Origin of the sequence: Streptomyces sp. NPDC005963, assembly GCF_040638655.1 — a bacterium.
Lineage (GTDB): Bacteria > Actinomycetota > Actinomycetes > Streptomycetales > Streptomycetaceae > Streptomyces.
Genome location: NZ_JBEXVD010000005.1, coordinates 172,485 through 190,333, shown reverse-complemented (window position 1 = coordinate 190,333; position 17,849 = coordinate 172,485). Strand labels below are relative to the sequence as shown.

The 17,849-nt window shown below is 67.3% G+C and carries 15 protein-coding genes and 1 riboswitch; of the genes, 7 read left to right on the top strand and 8 right to left on the bottom strand.

Going from position 1 to position 17,849, the window contains the following annotated elements; all coding sequences use genetic code 11:
• Nucleotides 1–6: 6 nt before the first annotated feature.
• The 3 genes from cydB to hisC all read right to left on the bottom strand — a co-directional run bounded on the left by cydB (nt 7) and on the right by hisC (nt 4,308).
• Nucleotides 7–1,008 (bottom strand): cytochrome d ubiquinol oxidase subunit II, encoded by a 1,002-nt coding sequence (cydB, locus tag ABZ348_RS10415; RefSeq protein WP_358931339.1) that lies wholly within the window; start codon nt 1,006–1,008, stop codon nt 7–9.
• A gap of 22 nt (nt 1,009–1,030) precedes the next feature.
• Nucleotides 1,031–2,539 (bottom strand): cytochrome ubiquinol oxidase subunit I, encoded by a 1,509-nt coding sequence (locus tag ABZ348_RS10410; protein WP_358931337.1) that lies wholly within the window; start codon nt 2,537–2,539, stop codon nt 1,031–1,033.
• A gap of 689 nt (nt 2,540–3,228) precedes the next feature.
• Nucleotides 3,229–4,308: a histidinol-phosphate transaminase gene (gene hisC / locus ABZ348_RS10405; RefSeq protein ID WP_358931335.1), complete on the bottom strand. Its 1,080-nt coding sequence runs from the start codon at nt 4,306–4,308 to the stop codon at nt 3,229–3,231.
• A 417-nt stretch (nt 4,309–4,725) separates the two neighbouring features.
• Here hisC and ABZ348_RS10400 point away from each other — a divergent pair, with 417 nt between their 5' ends.
• From ABZ348_RS10400 to ABZ348_RS10390, 3 genes are all read left to right on the top strand, one after another.
• Nucleotides 4,726–5,838, top strand: a complete 1,113-nt coding sequence (locus tag ABZ348_RS10400) for a LacI family DNA-binding transcriptional regulator (protein WP_358931333.1) — start codon at nt 4,726–4,728, stop codon at nt 5,836–5,838.
• A gap of 159 nt (nt 5,839–5,997) precedes the next feature.
• Nucleotides 5,998–7,347 carry a metallophosphoesterase gene (locus tag ABZ348_RS10395; protein ID WP_358931629.1) on the top strand — a complete coding sequence of 450 codons (1,350 nt, stop codon included), beginning with the start codon at nt 5,998–6,000 and terminating at the stop codon, nt 7,345–7,347.
• Nucleotides 7,348–7,494: 147 nt separating this feature from the next.
• Nucleotides 7,495–8,316, top strand: a complete 822-nt coding sequence (locus ABZ348_RS10390; RefSeq protein WP_358931331.1) for a hypothetical protein — start codon at nt 7,495–7,497, stop codon at nt 8,314–8,316.
• 267 nt (nt 8,317–8,583) lie between these two features.
• Here the strand turns inward: ABZ348_RS10390 and thiC are convergent, their stop codons facing one another.
• Nucleotides 8,584–10,410: a phosphomethylpyrimidine synthase ThiC gene (gene thiC, locus ABZ348_RS10385; RefSeq protein WP_358931329.1), complete on the bottom strand. Its 1,827-nt coding sequence runs from the start codon at nt 10,408–10,410 to the stop codon at nt 8,584–8,586.
• Nucleotides 10,403–10,560: riboswitch (TPP riboswitch) on the bottom strand. Its footprint overlaps the gene before it by 8 nt.
• A 614-nt stretch (nt 10,561–11,174) precedes the next feature.
• Between thiC and ABZ348_RS10380 the strand changes: the two genes are divergently transcribed.
• A complete protein-coding gene (locus tag ABZ348_RS10380) occupies nt 11,175–12,530 on the top strand; it encodes a YibE/F family protein (protein WP_358931327.1) in 1,356 nt (451 codons plus the stop codon).
• Between the two features lie 99 nt (nt 12,531–12,629).
• Here the strand turns inward: ABZ348_RS10380 and ABZ348_RS10375 are convergent, their stop codons facing one another.
• The 4 genes from ABZ348_RS10375 to ABZ348_RS10360 all read right to left on the bottom strand — a co-directional run bounded on the left by ABZ348_RS10375 (nt 12,630) and on the right by ABZ348_RS10360 (nt 14,887).
• Nucleotides 12,630–13,064 carry an SsgA family sporulation/cell division regulator gene (locus ABZ348_RS10375; RefSeq protein ID WP_358931325.1) on the bottom strand — a complete coding sequence of 145 codons (435 nt, stop codon included), beginning with the start codon at nt 13,062–13,064 and terminating at the stop codon, nt 12,630–12,632.
• A 120-nt stretch (nt 13,065–13,184) separates the two neighbouring features.
• Complete coding sequence (locus tag ABZ348_RS10370) at nt 13,185–13,952, bottom strand: helix-turn-helix domain-containing protein (protein ID WP_358931324.1); 768 nt, start codon at nt 13,950–13,952, stop codon at nt 13,185–13,187.
• Nucleotides 13,953–14,159: 207 nt separating this feature from the next.
• A complete protein-coding gene (locus tag ABZ348_RS10365) occupies nt 14,160–14,378 on the bottom strand; it encodes a DUF5326 family protein (RefSeq protein ID WP_358931322.1) in 219 nt (72 codons plus the stop codon).
• Nucleotides 14,379–14,569: 191 nt separating this feature from the next.
• On the bottom strand, nt 14,570–14,887 hold the full coding sequence (locus tag ABZ348_RS10360) for a cupin domain-containing protein (protein ID WP_358931320.1): 318 nt from the start codon (nt 14,885–14,887) through the stop codon (nt 14,570–14,572).
• A gap of 51 nt (nt 14,888–14,938) precedes the next feature.
• On the opposite strand from ABZ348_RS10360, the gene ABZ348_RS10355 reads away from it, so the two are divergent.
• From ABZ348_RS10355 to ABZ348_RS10345, 3 genes are all read left to right on the top strand, one after another.
• A complete protein-coding gene (locus tag ABZ348_RS10355) occupies nt 14,939–15,316 on the top strand; it encodes a phage holin family protein (protein WP_358931318.1) in 378 nt (125 codons plus the stop codon).
• 66 nt (nt 15,317–15,382) lie between these two features.
• A complete protein-coding gene (locus tag ABZ348_RS10350) occupies nt 15,383–16,540 on the top strand; it encodes a cystathionine gamma-lyase (RefSeq protein ID WP_358931316.1) in 1,158 nt (385 codons plus the stop codon).
• 367 nt (nt 16,541–16,907) lie between these two features.
• A complete protein-coding gene (locus ABZ348_RS10345) occupies nt 16,908–17,798 on the top strand; it encodes a LysR family transcriptional regulator (RefSeq protein WP_358931314.1) in 891 nt (296 codons plus the stop codon).
• Nucleotides 17,799–17,849: the final 51 nt, after the last annotated feature.

Here is a 17,849-nt window from a genome sequence, read left to right as displayed (position 1 = left end):
CCCCCACTAGTGGGCATCGGCGATGTGGTGCGTACCGATGCGCTTGCGGAACACCCAGTACGTCCATCCCTGGTAGAGCAGGACGACCGGGGTGGCGATACCCGCACACCAGGTCATGATCTTGAGGGTGTAGGGAGTCGAAGAAGCGTTGGTGACGGTCAGGCTCCAGGCGTCGTTCAGCGTGGAGGGCATGACGTTCGGGAACAGCGTCAGGAACAACATCGCCACCGCGGCGATGATCGTCACTCCGGAGAAGGCGAACGACCAGCCCTCGCGCCCCCTCTGGATCGCTCCGATGGCCGCCACCAGCGCCACCACGGCAATGACCATCGCCACCAGGCTCGTACCGTCGCCGTGGTTCAGCTGGGTCCAGATCAGGAATCCGAGTGCCAGTACGGCGGTGGCGAGGCCCAGTTTGAGAGCGAGGGCGCGCGCCCTGGTCCTGATGTCCCCGACCGTCTTCAGTGCGACGAAGACCGCACCGTGGAAGGTGAAGAGGGTCAGCGTCACCAGTCCGCCGAGCAGCGAGTACGGGTTGAGCAGATCGAAGAAGTTGCCCACGTACTCCATATCGGCGTCGATCTTGACTCCTCGCACGATGTTGCCGAAGGCAACGCCCCAGAGGAAGGCCGGGATCAGGGAGGACCAGAAGATGGCGTGCTCCCAGTTGGTCTGCCAGCGGTCCTCCGGCCGCTTGTGCCGGTACTCGAAGGACACACCGCGGACGATCAGACAGACCAGGATGATCAACAGCGGTAGATAGAAGCCGGAGAAGAGGGTGGCGTACCACTCCGGGAAGGCGGCGAAGGTGGCACCGCCCGCGGACAGCAGCCAGACCTCGTTGCCGTCCCAGACGGGCCCGATGGTGTTGATCAGCACCCGCCGCTCACGTCGATCGCGGGCCAGCAGTTTGGTGAGGACACCGACCCCGAAGTCAAACCCTTCGAGGAAGAAGTAGCCGATCCAAAGGACGGCGATCAGGACGAACCAGACGTCGTGGAGTTCCATGCCTCAGCAGCTCCTCAGGGCCTCAGTACGAGAAGGCCATCGGACGATCGGCGTCACGGTCATCGCCGCCGATCTTGGTGGGCGGGTTGAGGTCGGCCTCGGTCAGCTCGGGCGGCCCGAGCTTGACGTACTTGACCAACAACTTGACCTCGATGACGGCGAGGATCGCGTAGAGCAGGGTGAAACCGATCATGGAGGTGAGGACCTCGCCCTGGGACACACCGGGGGAGACCGCGTCCTTGGTCCGCAGAACTCCGTACACGACCCAGGGCTGCCGTCCCATCTCGGTGAAGATCCAGCCCCAGGACATCGCGATCAGCGGGAAGGTCATGGTCCAGAGCGCGACCATCCAGTACCACTTACTGAACCGCGCCCCGAGGGGCTTCTTGAAGAACAGCACCAGATGCGGCGCTTCGTCCTCACCGGTCCTCAGCGCCTCGGGCAAGAGGAACCGCTTACGGGTGAGCCAGAGCCCCAGAACTCCGACGGCGACGGACGCCATGCCGAAGCCGATCATCAAGCGGAAGCCCCAGTAGGCCACGGGGATGTTGGGCCGGTAGTCGCCGGGGCCGAACTTCTCCTGCTCGGCTTTGTTGATGTCGTTGATGCCGGGGACGTAGGAGTCGAAGTCGCCGTTGGCGAGGAAGGACAGCAGTCCCGGGATCTCTATGGCGACCTTGTTGTGCCCCTCGTCCACATCTCCGTACGCGAAGATCGAGAAGGGAGCCGGCGCCTCTCCGTCCCACAGGGCCTCGGCCGCCGCCATCTTCATCGGCTGCTGCCGGAACATGACCTTGCCGAGGACATCGCCACTGATTGCGGTGAAGACTCCGGCAATGATCAGGGTGACCAGTCCCAGGCGCAGCGAGGTGCGCATCACGGGAATGTGCTTCTTGCGTGCCAGGTGGTAGGCGGCGATGCCGACCATGAACGCGCCACCGACCACGAAGGCCCCTGTGATGGTGTGGAAGAACTGAGCGAGGGCGGTGTCCTGGGTGAGGACACGCCAGAAGTCGGTCAGTTCGGCCCGGCCGCGTTCTTCGTTGATGCGGTAGCCGACCGGGTGCTGCATCCAGGAGTTGGCGGCCAGGATGAAGTACGCGGACAGGATGGTGCCGATCGAGACCATCCAGATGCAGGCCAGATGGATCCTCTTCGGGAGCTTGTCCCAACCGAAGATCCACAGCCCGATGAAGGTGGACTCGAAGAAGAACGCGATCAGCGCTTCGAAGGCGAGCGGGGCGCCGAAGATGTCGCCGACGAAGCGGGAGTAGTCCGACCAGTTCATACCGAACTGGAACTCCTGCACGATGCCGGTGACGACACCCATGGCGATGTTGATCAGGAAGAGCTTCCCCCAGAACTTCGTGGCCTTGAGGTACTTCTCCTTCTCGGTCCTCACCCAGGCGGTCTGAAGCCCTGCGGTGAGGGCGGCCAGGGAGATCGTCAAGGGAACGAAGAGAAAGTGGTAGACGGTCGTGATGCCGAACTGCCATCGCGCCAACGTCTCCGGCGCCAGAGCCAAGTCCACGTCGTCATCTCCTTACATCGACGAGGTCGTGCGGCAGTTTGCCTGATTAATCCCAGCTATCGCGGGATGAACAGGACACGCTTGTGAACGCGTTCACATTCACAAGGATTATGACTCATACGAAAACCGCACCAATGACCGGGGGTGCCCTTCCCGACAATCCGGCCCGGGTCCTCATACGGACACCCGATTGGAGCCCTTGGGGCGCCTGGGTCGAACGGCCTCACGAGGGGCGATACGCCTCAGGGGCGGGAAGGGCCCCGGGCCCGAGAAGGACCCGGGGCTGGCGTGCGCAGCGCATCGACCGCGGACGCCGCGCATTCAGGAAGCGGCAAATAGGTACATAACGGTAGAGAAATCTGGCGCTGTGTTCTCAACCTCACAGGGACGGATCGTCTCGATGCCGCCCTCCACGATCGAAGCGCGCCCCTGTGCGCCGATCTCCGGCGAACTCCGCAGAACAGCGAACTGCCCCGGACCGGAGAAGCCGGTCCGGGGCAGCACGATCGAAGCGAGGGCGAGACCGCCGCCCCTCGGCGCCACGGAGGTCCGCAGGGTCCCGCCGAACCGCCGGGTCGCGGCGGGCCACTCCGTACGGACCCGGTACGAGCGCAGATCCAGGTACGTAAGGCCCGGCGTCCGGCCGCAAGCAGGCCCGGGAGGTACCCGACCCACGTCCGGTCACAGCACTAGAGACTCTTGCGGAACTCCTCCGCCGCCCGGAGCAGGAGGTCATTGGCCTCGCATTCGCCAATGGTGATGCGCGCGCCCTCCCCCGCGAACGGCCGCACGACCACTCCGGCCTTCTCGCACGCGGCTGCAAAGTCGACCGTCCGGTCCCCCAGCCGCAACCAGACGAAGTTCGCCTGGGTCTCCGGAACGGTCCACCCCTGCTCGACCAGTGTCTTGTGGACCCGGGCACGCTCGGCGACCAGCGAGCCGACCCTCCCGAGCAACTCGTCCTCGGCCCGCAGCGAGGCCACGGCCGCGTCCTGCGCCAGCTGGCTCACACCGAAGGGAACCGCGGTCTTGCGGAGCGCCGCGGCCACCGGCTCGTGTGCGATGGCGAATCCCACCCGCAGTCCGGCCAGCCCGTACGCCTTGGAGAACGTACGGAGCACCGCCACATTGGGGCGCTCCCGATAGATCTCGATGCCGTCCGGGACATCGGCGTCACGGATGAACTCCCGGTACGCCTCGTCCAGGACCACCAGCACATCGGAGGGCACGCGGTCCAAGAACCGTTCCAGCGCCGCGCGGCGAACGACCGTACCCGTCGGATTGTTGGGGTTGCAGACGAAGATCAACCTGGTTCGTTCATTGACGGCGTCGGCCATCGCGTCCAGATCGTGCACGTCACCCGGGGTCAGCGGCACCTGCACCGACGTCGCACCGCTGATCTGGGTGATGATCGGGTACGCCTCGAAGGACCGCCAGGCGTACATGACCTCGTCGCCAGGGCCCGAGGTCGACTGCACCAACGACTGGGCGACCCCCACGGACCCCGTGCCGGTGGCCAGATGCTCCAGGGGTACGGCGAAGCGGTCCGCCAACTCGTTCATCAGACCGGTACAGGCCATGTCGGGATAGCGGTTGAAGCCCTGCGCCGCGGCGACCGCCGTCTCCATCACTCCCGGCAGCGGCGGATAGGGGTTCTCATTGGACGACAGCTTGTACGCGGCCGGTCCGCCGGCCGCGGCGGGCTTGCCCGGCTTGTAGGTGGGGATGCCGTCCAACTCGGCGCGCAGCTTGGGACTCGTCTCGCTCACCGCAGGTCCTCCTCGACCGTCCGTCACCGCGGGCAACAGCCCTTCCGTCACCGCGGCGACCACACTCCGGAACCAGCATTTCGGATACTCCGGAACCAATGATCCTCACCCTATGAGGATTCCGGCCCGGAGCGTATGGGTGAAGTACGGAAATGGGGGGAGCGCTCGCTTCCCTGGCGCACGCCGGTGGCTCACTCCGTGGCGCGCATCCCCCGTAGAGGTGAGTTGAGACCTCTTCGAAACATCGACCACCCGCTAGGTCAATAGCGTAAGACACCCGAAACGGCGCAGGCGCAACGTGTAACTTCCTTACATTTCAAGGCAGTTGATGCGTTATGATCATGCATAAACGTGCCTGTCAACGACTGAATATGCGACCAGTCCAACCGCCCACGCGAGCCCTACTATCGGCTCGCCATGACAGCAGCAGGGAAGCACCAGGTGAGCCGGACGGACACATCCCGCCGGGGGAGCCGGCAAGGTCGGGCGGGCATCCGAGACGTCGCCGCCGCAGCCGGTGTCTCCATCACGACTGTCTCGGACGCCCTCAACGGAAAAGGGCGCCTACCGGACGCCACCCGCAGACATGTCCGAGAGGTCGCCGATCGACTGGGCTATCGCCCATCGGCAGCGGCCCGCACTCTACGCACCGGAAAGTCGGGGCTCATCGGCCTGACGGTGACGACGTACGGGGATGAACCTTTCACCTTCACGGAGTTCGCGTACTTCGCCGAGATGGCGAGAGCCGCCACCTCGGCAGCTCTGGCCCGCGGATACGCACTGGTGATCCTCCCCGCCACCTCTCGTCACGACGTCTGGTCGAACGTCGCCCTCGACGGCACCGTCGTCATCGATCCATCGGACCACGATCCCGTCGTGACCGAGCTGGTCCGCCAGGGCCTGCCCGTCGTCTCGGACGGACGCCCGGCGGGTACGTTGCCCGTCACCGCCTGGGTGGACAACGACCATGAAGCCGCCGTACTCGACCTACTCGACCATCTGGCGGACGCAGGCGCCCGCCGGATCGGACTTCTGACCGGCACCACCACCGATACGTACACGCGCCTCTCCACGACCGCGTACCTGAACTGGTGCGAGCGGGTGGGCCAGGACCCCGTGTACGAGTCCTACCCGGCACACGACCCGTGTGCCGGTGCCGTCGCAGCCGATCGGCTGCTCGCCCGACCCGACCGCCCCGATGCCGTGTACGGGCTCTTCGATCCCAACGGCACCGACCTGCTCGCCGCCGCCCGCCGCTACGGGCTGCGGGTTCCCGAAGATCTTCTTCTGGTCTGTTGCAGTGAGTCAACCGTCTACGCCAGCACCGAACCACCGATCACCACCCTCTCGCTCAAGCCACGCAGAATCGGCACGGCAGTCGTCCAACTGCTCATCGACGCCATCGAGGGGATCGATGAGGACCGGCCGGTCGAGCAGGTGATACCGACCGAACTGATCGTCCGGACGTCCTCGCAGCGCCGCTCCCCCCGAACGACGGTGAGTGCCCCCCGCTCGCCTTCTTCGGAATAGAACTCCCCAATCAGGACGAAACAACCGACGTGTCAGGGGTGGGGACGGATTCACCACCCCTGGTGCGTCACAGAGCGCGGACCTCATTCCTATGATGGGCGCACGACACCGCGGACCACCCTGACCAGGCTGGGCCGAGAGGTGAACTGCGGCGCGACGGTGGTGGAGGGGTCGATGACTCAGGGGGCCGGTCAGGGACCCGTGGTGCGGACGGCGACATTGCGTGATTTCCGCGTACCACCGTATGCACAGGTGCCCGTACAGTCGCAGCTCGCGGAGGAGCAGGAGCCCCCGTCGGCGCCCCAGCCCCCCGCGGCCTCAGCGCCGGCTCCGCAGCCGGAAGCACAGCATGCGGCGCAGATTCCTGAGGTGTCCCGACAGCATGAGGCACCCCACGCACCGCAGAGTTACCCCATGTCACAGCTGCCGCAGGGGTCCGTTGCCTCCGAGCAGCCTCCTGCGCCCCACCCGACACCGGCCCCGCTCCAGCCGCCGGCACCCGAGCCGCTCCAGCAGCAGCCGAACCAGTCGCATCCGCATGACGTCCACCCCGGGAACGCCGTCCCCGACGACGAGCTCCCCGAGGGGTACACCCCCACCGAGCGCGACCTCCCGGTGATCCGGCGCACTGCCGAGAACGACACCCTCCAGATGCCGACCACATCGGGCGATGCGGCCACGTCCGACGGCCTCGGGCCGCTCTATGTCGTCGGCGACGTCCACGGATACCTCGACGAACTGATCGACGCACTCACCGCCCAGGGGCTGATCGACGGCGACGGCGGCTGGGCCGCGGGCAACGCCCGCCTCTGGTTCCTCGGCGACTTCACCGACCGCGGCCCCGACGGGATCGGCGTCATCGACCTGGTGATGCGGCTCTCCGCCGAAGCCGCAGCGGCCGGCGGCTACTGCAAGGCCCTCATGGGCAACCACGAGCTGCTCCTGCTGGGCGCCAAACGCTTCGGCGACACCCCCGTCAACTCGGGCGCCGGCACCGCCACCTTCCAGGCCGCCTGGCTCCTCAACGGCGGGCAGAAGGCCGACATGGACCGGCTCCAGGACGTCCACGTCCAGTGGATGGCCCGGCTCGACGCCGTGGTCGAAGAGGATCGGCACCTGCTGATGCACTCGGACACCACGGCCTACCTCGACTACGGCTCCACCATCGAGGACGTCAACGAAGCCGTCCACGAGATCCTCACCCGCAATGACGCCGACGAGTGCTGGGACCTCTTCCGCAAGCTCACCAAGCGGTTCGCGTTCCGTGACGAGGGAGGCGCCCAGGCCGTGCGCGACCTGCTCGCGGCGTACGGCGGCCAGCGCATCGTGCACGGTCACAGCCCCATCCCCTACTTGCTGGGCGAGGTCGGGACCGAGGACGGGGAAGAGCCCGAGCGCCCGGTCATCGACGGCCCCCATGTGTACGCGGACGGACTCGCCATCGCCATGGACGGCGGAGTGACCATGGCCGGAAAGCTACTGGTCGTCCAACTTCCCCTGCCCGATTAGCAAAGCGCCGCCCTAGATTTATCGAAACCCCCTGTCACGCCGTGCGGTAACCGCTCTACCATCTGCTTATCCGTAGCAGGCTCTCCTCCGTTTCCGCCCAACCGTCCGTCAAAAGCGGGCGATTCGGGCCCTACGGAGCATCGGGGGATGCAGATGAAAAGCGCTCCGCACCTGCTGACCGAGGACCGTGCCGAATACGAGCGGGTCCTCGAAGAAGCACTGCGCAATGCGCCAGACCGACCGGATCTCGCTGCCTTGGGGCAACGACTGAATGCAGCACAACTACGCACAATGGCCCTGAACGCGACGGCGTCGATCACCGGCGCCGCCGCGGCCGAGTACGAGCACTACGTGAAAATCCGCGAGGAAACGCGCGCCTCCGCGGCCTCGGCGTTCGCCCGGGATTCCGCACAGACGCCGAACGGGCCGGCCGAGCGGGGAGCAGGACTCGCGGCGGTGATCGGCGCACTGGCCCCGGTACTCGCCGGCACGGCAGCAGTGATCTTCCTGCTGATCGGCTACGGCCTCAGAATGCTGGAGCCCGTTCCCACCATCGCCCGCTCGCTGGTGTCCGTCGGCTGGTTCTTCGGTGCGCTCGCGGCCGTCGCCACCCTCGCCGCCGGAATCGGACTGCTGGTGACCGCCCTGCGCAACGGGGCGACCCAAGTGCAGGCGGCAGAGGAGCCGGACGAGTTGCCCGACGAGGTGGCCCGCGCCAAGGACGCCTGGCGCCACGCCCTGCTGGAACGCGGCATCCTGCCCTTCCTCCAGGCGACCTTGAACGATCCGAGCGCCGACCCCGCCTCCACCGCACCGCCACGCCCCCTGGGCCGCATCCCCAAGGTGGGATACAGCGGACCGGACTACTCCAGTCCCAGCGAAGGCGCGACCAAGGGGCAGCGCCCCACCTTCACCAGTCCCGACTTCTCCAGCCCTGATTTCGGCGGTCCGGAGCACCAACCGGACTGACCGTCCGCTCCGATGGTCCGTGCGGGATGCGGACCATCGGACTCAGGGCCCGGCGTCTCCACGGGCCGGTGAAACGGCCGGTCCCGTGGAGACGCTCCGGGCAGGGGGCCCAGGATCGGTTCGGCAACGGGCGCCCCGGCCGGCACCGCCCACGAGCCCAGGAGCCACGAGCCCACGAGCCCACGAGCCCACGAGCCCACGAGCCCACGGGATGGTCCTCCCACGGACGAGCAGTGCCGTACGTGCCGGAGTCAGCCCGCGGTTCGATCAGTCGGCCATGGGCAGATACACCCGATTGCCACTGGCTGCGAACTCCTTCGACTTCTGGAGCATCCCCGCGGAGACCTCCTCGTCGGTCTTTTGTGCTTGATCGCCGCCGAACTGCTCATTGATGCTGCGGCTGATCTTCATCGAGCAGAACTTGGGGCCGCACATGGAGCAGAAATGGGCGGTCTTCGCCGGTTCGGCCGGCAGCGTCTCGTCGTGGAACTCCCTTGCGGTATCCGGATCGAGCGCCAAATTGAACTGGTCTTCCCAACGGAACTCAAAACGGGCATCGGATAGCGCGTCGTCCCATTCCTGGGCACCCGGATGTCCCTTGGCGAGATCGGCGGCATGTGCGGCGATCTTGTAGGTGATCACCCCGGTCTTCACATCGTCTCGATTCGGCAGACCGAGATGCTCCTTGGGCGTGACGTAACACAGCATCGCCGTGCCCCACCAAGCGATCATCGCCGCTCCGATTCCGGAGGTGATGTGGTCATAGGCAGGCGCCACATCGGTCGTGAGCGGACCTAGCGTGTAGAAGGGGGCCTCCTCGCAGACCTCCTGCTGCAGATCGATGTTCTCCTTGATCTTGTGCATGGGGACGTGACCCGGGCCTTCGATCATCGTCTGCACCTGGAACCGCTTGGCGATCCGGTTGAGCTCGCCCAGGGTCTGCAACTCCGCGAACTGTGCCTCGTCGTTGGCGTCGGCGATCGACCCGGGCCGCAGACCGTCGCCGAGCGAGTAGGTGACGTCGTAGGCGGCGAGGATCTCGCACAGTTCCTCGAAGTTCTCGTAGAGGAACGATTCCTTGTGGTGTGCCAGGCACCAGGCAGCCATGATCGATCCGCCGCGGGAGACGATGCCCGTCTTGCGCCGCGCGGTCAGGGGCACGTACCGCAACAGCACCCCGGCGTGGACGGTCATGTAGTCCACGCCCTGCTCAGCCTGCTCGATGACCGTGTCCTTGTAGATCTCCCAGTTCAGCTCCTCGGCCCGGCCGTCGACCTTCTCCAGGGCCTGGTAGAGCGGAACCGTCCCGATCGGTACCGGGGAGTTCCGGAGCACCCACTCCCGGGTGGTGTGGATGTTGCGTCCGGTGGACAGGTCCATGACCGTGTCGGCGCCCCAACGCGTCGCCCAGGTCATCTTGTCCACCTCCTCCTCGATGGAGGAGGTGACCGCGGAGTTGCCGATGTTAGCGTTGACCTTCACCAGGAACCGCTTGCCGATGATCATCGGCTCGATCTCCGGGTGGTTGACGTTGGCGGGCAGCACCGCCCGACCTGCGGCGATCTCCTCCCGTACGACCTCGGGGGAAACGTTCTCGCGGATGGCGACGTACTCCATCTCCGGAGTGATCTCCCCGCGGCGCGCGTACGCGAGTTGCGTCACCGGCTGCCCGTCGCGCCCCCGGCGGGGCTGACGCGGGCGACCGGGGAAGACCGCGTCGAGATTCCTCAGCCCACCGCGCGGCGAAGTGTGCTTGAGTCCGTCGTCCTCGGGGCGGGCCGGCCGGCCCGCGTACTCCTCCGTGTCCCCCCGGGCGATGATCCAGTTCTCCCGGAGCGGCGCCAGTCCTCGTCGTACGTCGGTGTCGACTACGGGATCGGTGTACGGGCCGGACGTGTCGTACAGCGTGACGTCCTTCCCGTTGGTGAGGTGCACCTGTCGAACGGGCACCCGGAGGTCGGGGCGCGAGCCCTCGACGTACCCCTTGTGCCAGCCCGGCTTCCGCCCGGCCGGCGCGGCGGATTCGATGGAGTCGCCCGGCTCGGTGGATCCGACCTGGTCGACGGCGCGCGTGCGTGCATCCTGAACGGTCATGAGACCTACTCCCTACGCCGGCATTACCCGGTAACAGGTTCGGCGGTCGACGCAGCGGTTTCCGTCACTGCCGTGCTGGCTGCGGCCAGTCGGCTCTACGGAGGTCAGCGCCCTCTCAGCCCGGTGCTCCGAGCTCCCGCGTGTGCAAAGGTGCCACCACGCTAGCGCCCTTTCTGGCGCGCTGAACAGAGGCCCCGTGCCGTTCTTGCGATGATCGGTCGGTGACCTCTTCGCCGTCCGACCCCCAGCAAGGGCCCGATCCCCAGTGGAGACCGCTCTCTCCGGAGTCCCACCGTCCGCCGCGGGAGTCGACGGAGCACTCGCAGGAGACCCCGGAATCCCCCCGGAATCCCGGCCCGCCGCGTCAGCGGCCGATGCCCGCATGGCCCGAACCGCAGGGCCAACCCCCGGGCCCCGCCGACAGCTCGGCGGACGTTTCCGAACGCCCGTCCGCCCAGGGCGGTTACGGCGCCTCCCGGGGCCCGTCGTACGTCCCTGATCCGCAGGGCCACCACCACAGGCAACCGGACGCGCCGCTCCCGGACTGGTCGGACTCCCACGAGCCCCACCAGACCACCGGGCGGACCTCCGCGCCCGTCCAGCCACCCTCGCCCGTCCAACCGTCCACGCCCGTCCAACCGTCCGCTCACGACCACGGTTCGGGGCACGACCACGGTTCAGGCCACGACCACCCCCGGAGCCGCTCCTCCCCCGCCCCTCCGTCCGGCCACTCCCACGGGCACTCACACAGCCACGGCCCCGCCATGCCCGTCTCGCGGCACCTCCGCAAGGTGATCGCCGCCGTGTTGATTCCCTTCGCCACGGCCGTCGTCGTGGGACTGGTCATGCTCTGGCCCGGCTCCGCACCCGGTCACGAACGCACCGGCGTCGGGTTCGACCGACAGACCGAGCAGGCGAGGGTGGCCAGCGTGCAGCGGGTCGACTGCAAGGACGTCAACGTCGCCGTGGTGCCTCCGACGGGAGACACCAGCACCCCCGAAGGACGGGAGGCGGTCAACTCCCAGCAGGGCCAGTGCAAGAAGGCGAAGATCGAGATCACCAGCGGCAAGGACATGGGGCGCGTCTTCACCGAGGTCATCCAGCCGGATGCCTCACGGCAGTTGGAGCAGGGTCAAGAAGTGGTGGTGGCGTACGCTCCGGACGCTCCGCGCGATCTCCAGTACGCGGTCATCGATGTGAACCGCAGCTTCCCGATGACCCTGCTCGCCGGCATCTTCGCCCTCGCGGTCGTGCTCGTGGGACGGATGCGCGGGGTGATGGCCCTGGTTGCGCTGGTCATCTCCTTCGCCGTCCTCACCCTGTTCATCCTCCCCGCCATCCTGGCCGGGTCCAATCCGCTGATCGTCGCAGTGGTAGGGGCGAGTGCGATCATGCTGGTCGCCCTCTATCTGTGCCACGGGTTGACCGCCCGCACGTCGGTCGCCGTCCTCGGCACCCTGATCTCGCTCCTGCTGATCGGTCTGCTCGGATCGCTCTACATCGGCTGGGCGCACCTCAGTGGCAACACGGACGACAACACCGGTCTGATCCACGGGCTGTACCCCCACATCGACATGAGCGGGCTCCTCCTGGCCGGTGTCATCATCGGCTCCCTCGGAGTGCTCGACGACGTCACGGTGACCCAGACGTCAGCGGTCTGGGAGTTGCACCAGGCGGATCCCAAAATGGGCCCCCGGGCGCTGTACCGCGCCGGGATCCGGATTGGGCGCGACCACATCGCCTCCGTGGTGAACACGCTGGTGCTGGCCTACGCGGGCGCGGCGCTGCCCCTCCTGCTGCTCTTCTCGATCGCCCAGAGCAGTGTGGGCACCGTCGCCAACAGCGAACTGGTGGCGGAGGAGATCGTCCGGACACTGATCGGATCGATCGGTCTGGTGGCCTCCGTTCCGGTAACCACGGCGCTCGCGGCCCTGGTGGTCTCATCCGACCGCCCGGCAGCGGGCGGAGACGGAGGTACGGAGAGGGGCGGCGGTGTTCCCGGCGGGCTGGGCGCTCCCCGCACGGCCGGGGACGGCACGGCCGAGGCCACAGGGCGGCGCAACGAGGGCGTAAGCGGGGCTTTGGGACGCGGGGGCAAGGGACGACGTCGCAAGAAGTAGTTCCGGAGCCGGGGCGGGCAACCCTTCGGGGTCGGGCACGCGCGGTCCCGAAGGGGAGGCGTCGGGGTTCCGCTGTGCCCCGCCGCCCTCCACAGGCCGTCAGCCGGCGTTCTCCTCGGCCAGGATCTCCTGGAGGGCCTTGTCCAGATTCCCTTCGAAGTCCCCGAAGGTTCGCTCCTGTCCCAGTGGCACCAACTTGTCGGTGCGGTCGAGGAAGGCCACCACCGGCGCCGTGCTCACGTGGAACAAGGCCCGGTCCGCGCCCACTTGGAGCCGAATGGCGATGTCGGCCAACTCCTCGGGGCCGGTGGGGCCGATGTGCACATCACCGTCACCGCTGGGACCCAGCACCCCGTCCAGTAGGAGATCCCTACTGAAGACCCAGGTCACAGGCGCGTCTCCAGGCAGATGAAAGGTCATCCGCAGAGCGTAGGGATCGTCCGTCGCATACCGGAGCTCCACCGGAATCCGGAACGACAGCTCCTCGGAGACAAGAAAACTCATCAAGACCTCGGCCTGGACCGACTCGCGCATCGTCTACCCCGCAGTGAATGAAACCCGCTGAAAGCCTGCCGAAAACGGCCAGGAATGATCCCCCTGGCGCTCTTGCCGTAATCGTGCTGCACACGCTAGAGGACTACAAGGAGTGATTTTTCAGATACTGATAGAGAAGGTCAGCGCGTCGCGCAGCTCACTGACTCCGCTGCGTAGCTGTTCGACCACGGGGAGCAGGCGTTCCTTTTGGTGGAGGGGTAGAGAAATGGCCATCGCGGCTGCACCGGACCCGACCGTCAGGGGGATGGCCGCGCACACCGTGCCCAGGGCGTACTCCTGACGCTCCACCACCGGTTGCGTACGGCCCGTCGCAGCGAGCCGCTCGACGAGTGCACGGCGATCGGGGACCGAGTACCGCGTGACGGGTTGCACGGGATGGCGGTCGAGGTGGTCGCCGAGTGCGGCGTCGTCGAGTTGGCTCAGGAGGCACTGCCCGACGGCGTGGGCGTGCCCGGTCTCCCGGAAGTTCGCCCACTCGGCGACGGCCGGCGCATGGGGACTGTCCGCGTACGCGACCAACTCGATCTCGCCCTCGCGGTACTGGGCGAAGTAGACGGGGACGCCCAGCACGTCACGCCAGTGGTTGAGGGACTCCTCAAGCTTGATGCGACGATTCTGCACGGCACCGCCGACCGCGAGGCGTTCCACCGCGTCACCGAGGACGAACACGCCCTTCTCCCTGAGCAGATATCCCTCGTGGGTCAGGGTGCGCAGCAGATGGTAGGCGGTGGGAAGGGGAATGCCCGCTTCCCTCGCCAGTTGTTTGGCGGGCGCACCGTCCCGATGGGAGGCGGCGGCCTCCAACAGCCGAAGGGCCCGCTGCACCGAAGTGATCAGCGTTGGGGCAGCGTGCGGAGCTGTGGCCATAGGTCAACCCCCAGGCATGGTGACGGGCGCCGTGCCCGCCCGCGGGGGCCGCCCCCGCGCGCCCGTCGCACGGCCGCCCCGGAACCTCCCTGGAGGGAGGCGATCCGGGTGCCGGGGGACGGCTTGCCACTGTAATGGCCGTCAGGCTGGAGGGACCTGGGCTTTGCGGGGTGTTCCCCCAGCCGGGTTAACAACGGGCGGAAGCGACTACCAGTCCCCGCGCGAACGGGAGGAGCCGGTGAACTTCCGTACGACGAAGACGAGTCCGGCGACGAGGGCGACGAAGAGCAGCACATTGAAGAGCAGACTGATCACGAATCCGAGGACGTTGGCGATCAGTCCCCCGAAGACGAACAGGACGACCACGGGAACGGCAACCCACTTCACCCACCAGGGCAGTCCAGCGATGATCTCCCGCACGGCCATCGTCTTACCTCTTTCTCCTCTGTGCATCGTCGGCCCGGCAGATGCCCCGGGTGTCCCACGGGGCGTCTCCTGAACCTTCTGACCTCTGCCTTCGATGCTAGGCGGACGAAAGGGTCGAGCGGGGCTCCCGCATCCCTTGCTCTCCCCTGACCGGACCCTTAAGGTCCGCGGCGGGAGCCGTGGGGGCGATCTCAGCTCTCGGGCGGAGAGAAGACCACCATCACCCGCAGGTCCTCGGTGATGTGGTGGAACTTGTGCGGCACCCCCGCCGGCACATAGACCACGCTGCCGCGACCGACCTGGGTCGTCTCCATGCCGACCGTGATCGCCGCACGTCCGCTGACGACGAAGTAGACCTCGTCCTCGCCGTGGGGAAGCTGTGGGTCGAGATCGCCGGCGTCGAGCGCATAGAGGCCGACGGACATGTTCCGCTCGCGCAGGAACTGGAGGTACGCGCCGTCGTTGGCGGCCCTCTCGACCTCCAGTTCGTCCAGTCGAAATGCCTTCATCGTCTATCCGCCCCTGCCATCGATCCGACCACGTCTGCCACGATCAGACGCATGATGAATCTTCTCGTCAAGACGATCGCCAATGCCGTGGCCCTGGCCATAGCCATCTGGTTGCTCTCGGACATCACACTCACCGGTGACAGCACCGGCAAGAAGGCAACGACCCTGATCGTGGTCGCCCTGATCTTCGGGCTGGTCAACGCCGTCGTCAAGCCGATCGTCCAACTGCTGACCCTGCCGCTGTTCGTCCTCACACTGGGACTGATCACGCTGGTCGTCAACGCATTGATGCTGCTGCTGACCTCCTGGTTCGCCGACAAGCTCGACCTGAGTTTCCACGTCGACGGATTCTGGACCGCCGTACTGGGCGGCCTGATCGTCTCGGTGGTCTCCTGGGCACTCAGCGTCGCCCTGCCCGACAAGGGCTGAACCGGCACCGAACGCAGTCTGCCGGCCGCACCACGACCGAACACGGACGAGGATCGAACGCACACGATGAACAGCGCACAGGGCCCGGGAGACGGGACGAGAGCGGTACGGGCCGGACTGCCCGAACCGGTGAAGTACGAGCCGACCCTGCCGGGCCCGGTCTTCGCCGCCCACTACCACCTGCCGGGTGAACCGACCGGACCGTACACCTACGGACGGGACTCCAATCCCACGTGGACCCTGCTGGAACGAGCGATCGGAGAACTGGAGGCTCCGGGTGTCCCGGTGGAGACCGTGGTCTTCGCATCGGGGATGGCGGCGATCTCGGCCGTTCTCTTCTCCCAGCTCAGCAGTGGGGACGCGGTCGTACTGCCCAGCGACGGCTACCAGGCGCTCCCCCTGGTCCGGGAACAACTGGAGGCGTACGGGATCGAGGTGCGAACGGCTCCCACCCGCGAGGACCGCCAGCTGTCGGTGCTGGACGGGGCGCGGCTCCTCTGGATCGAGAGCCCCTCCAATCCGGGGCTCGACGTGTGCGACATCCGCCGGATCGCACAGGCCGCGCACCGAGCGGGCGCGCTGGTCGCCGTCGACAACACCCTGGCGACCCCACTGGGGCAGCGACCGCTGGAACTGGGCGCCGACTTCTCGGTCGCCAGTGACACCAAGGGCCTGACCGGCCACGGCGATCTCCTCCTCGGCCATGTGAGCTGCCGTGATGCCGCCCTCATCGAGGGGGTACGACGTTGGCGCAAGGTGGTCGGCGCGATTCCCGGGCCGATGGAGGCATGGCTCGCACACCGTTCGCTCGCCACGCTCCAGCTGCGGATCGAGCGCAGTTGCGCCAACGCGCTGGCGCTGGCACGGGCGCTGAACGAGCGCGGCGAAGTGGTCGGACTGCGCCATCCCGGCCTTCCCACCGATCCCTCGTATCCAGTGGCTTCGCTCCAGATGAAGCGCTATGGCGGGATCGTCTCCTTCGTCCTGCCCGACCGGGACCACGCGGAACGGTTCCTGGCCTCGCTGCGCCTCGTGGACGATGCCACGAGCTTCGGCGGGGTGCGCTCGTCGGCGGAGCGCCGGGGGCGCTGGGGCGGGGACGCGGTACCCGAGGGCTTCGTGCGGCTCTCTGCGGGCGCGGAGGACACGGAGGACCTGGTGGCAGATGTGTTGCGGGCCCTGGATGAGGCGCTCGACGGGCGGGCAACGGCACCCCTGTCGTAACGGTCAGCGTTCTGACGCGCAGCGGTGCGCACTGACCGAACGGAAAGGCTGCATGGGATGGTCACACGCGGATGGGGTTCGGCGGTGAGAACGGGGGCACCCATGGGTACGGACGCAGTTCGCCGGACGGTTTCGGACGGGTCGAGGAGGGCACCCGCCCGTCAGCAACATGGGCCCGGGTCCGTGGTGGGCGGCCCGAACCTCCCCCCTCGTGGCTCGGACCGCCCCGGTTCATCCCCCCGAAGAACCTCGTGACCAAGGCTAGTTGACTCTGCGTCAGTGTCCAATCACGGTAACGACAGCGACCTATCGACTTATTTATAGTTGTCCGATCCGTGTGCATCGTCGGTCGAGAGGGGCGCTCGACATGGATCTGGCGTTGCTACGCACGTTCGTCACCGTCCATCGAGCGGGCTCCTTCACCCGCGCCGCCGCTTTGCTGGGGCTCTCCCAGCCGGCAGTGACCGGCCAGATCCGTACCCTGGAACGCCAACTCGGCCGTCCGCTCTTCCTCCGGCAGGCACGTGGTGTCACACCGACCGCCATCGGGGACGAACTCGCCCATCGGGCGGCTCCCCACCTGGACGCCCTGGTCGAGATCGCCGAGACCGGACTGGACGAGACGTCCGGCGTACGGACCCTGCACCTGGCGGGCCTCCCCGAGTTCACAGCACTGCGCGCGCTGCCCGCGCTCACTCCGTTGATCGCCCAGGGCCTGGCGCTGCGCGCCTCGTTCGGGAATGCGGAGGAGACCCTTGAAGGGCTGGCCGCCGGCCACCATGATCTGGCCATCACCACCGCCCGGCCCCGCGGTGGCCTCCTCACCGCGACTCCGCTCTGTGACGAGGAGCACGTCCTCGTGGCCTCTCCCCGGTGGGCGGCCCGCTTGGGCCCCGAGGTGTTACGCCGCGGTCATGTGGTGCTGGAGCAACTGCCGGTGGTGGAGGTCCATGAATCGCTCCCGCTGGTTTCCCGCTACTGGTCCGCGGTCTTCGACTCCCCTCCGGCCGCCGCGGGCGCCGTCATCGCGCCGGATCTCCGGGCCGTCCTGGAGAGCGCAGCGGCCGGCGCCGGCCTCGCCGTACTGCCGCGCTACCTCTGTGAGGACGCCTTGGAGCGGGGCCGCCTCGTGGCGTTGCTGGACCCTCCGGTACCCCCGCTACGGACGTACTTCCTCGTCGTGAGGACGGGGACGCTGGCGCTTCCTCCGGTCGCCCGGGCGCACGAGTGGTTGCTGCGGGCAGCGACCGACTGGTGAACGAGCGCGTCCCAGGAGTTTCAGAACCCCCATCGCGGGCCATTTTCTAGC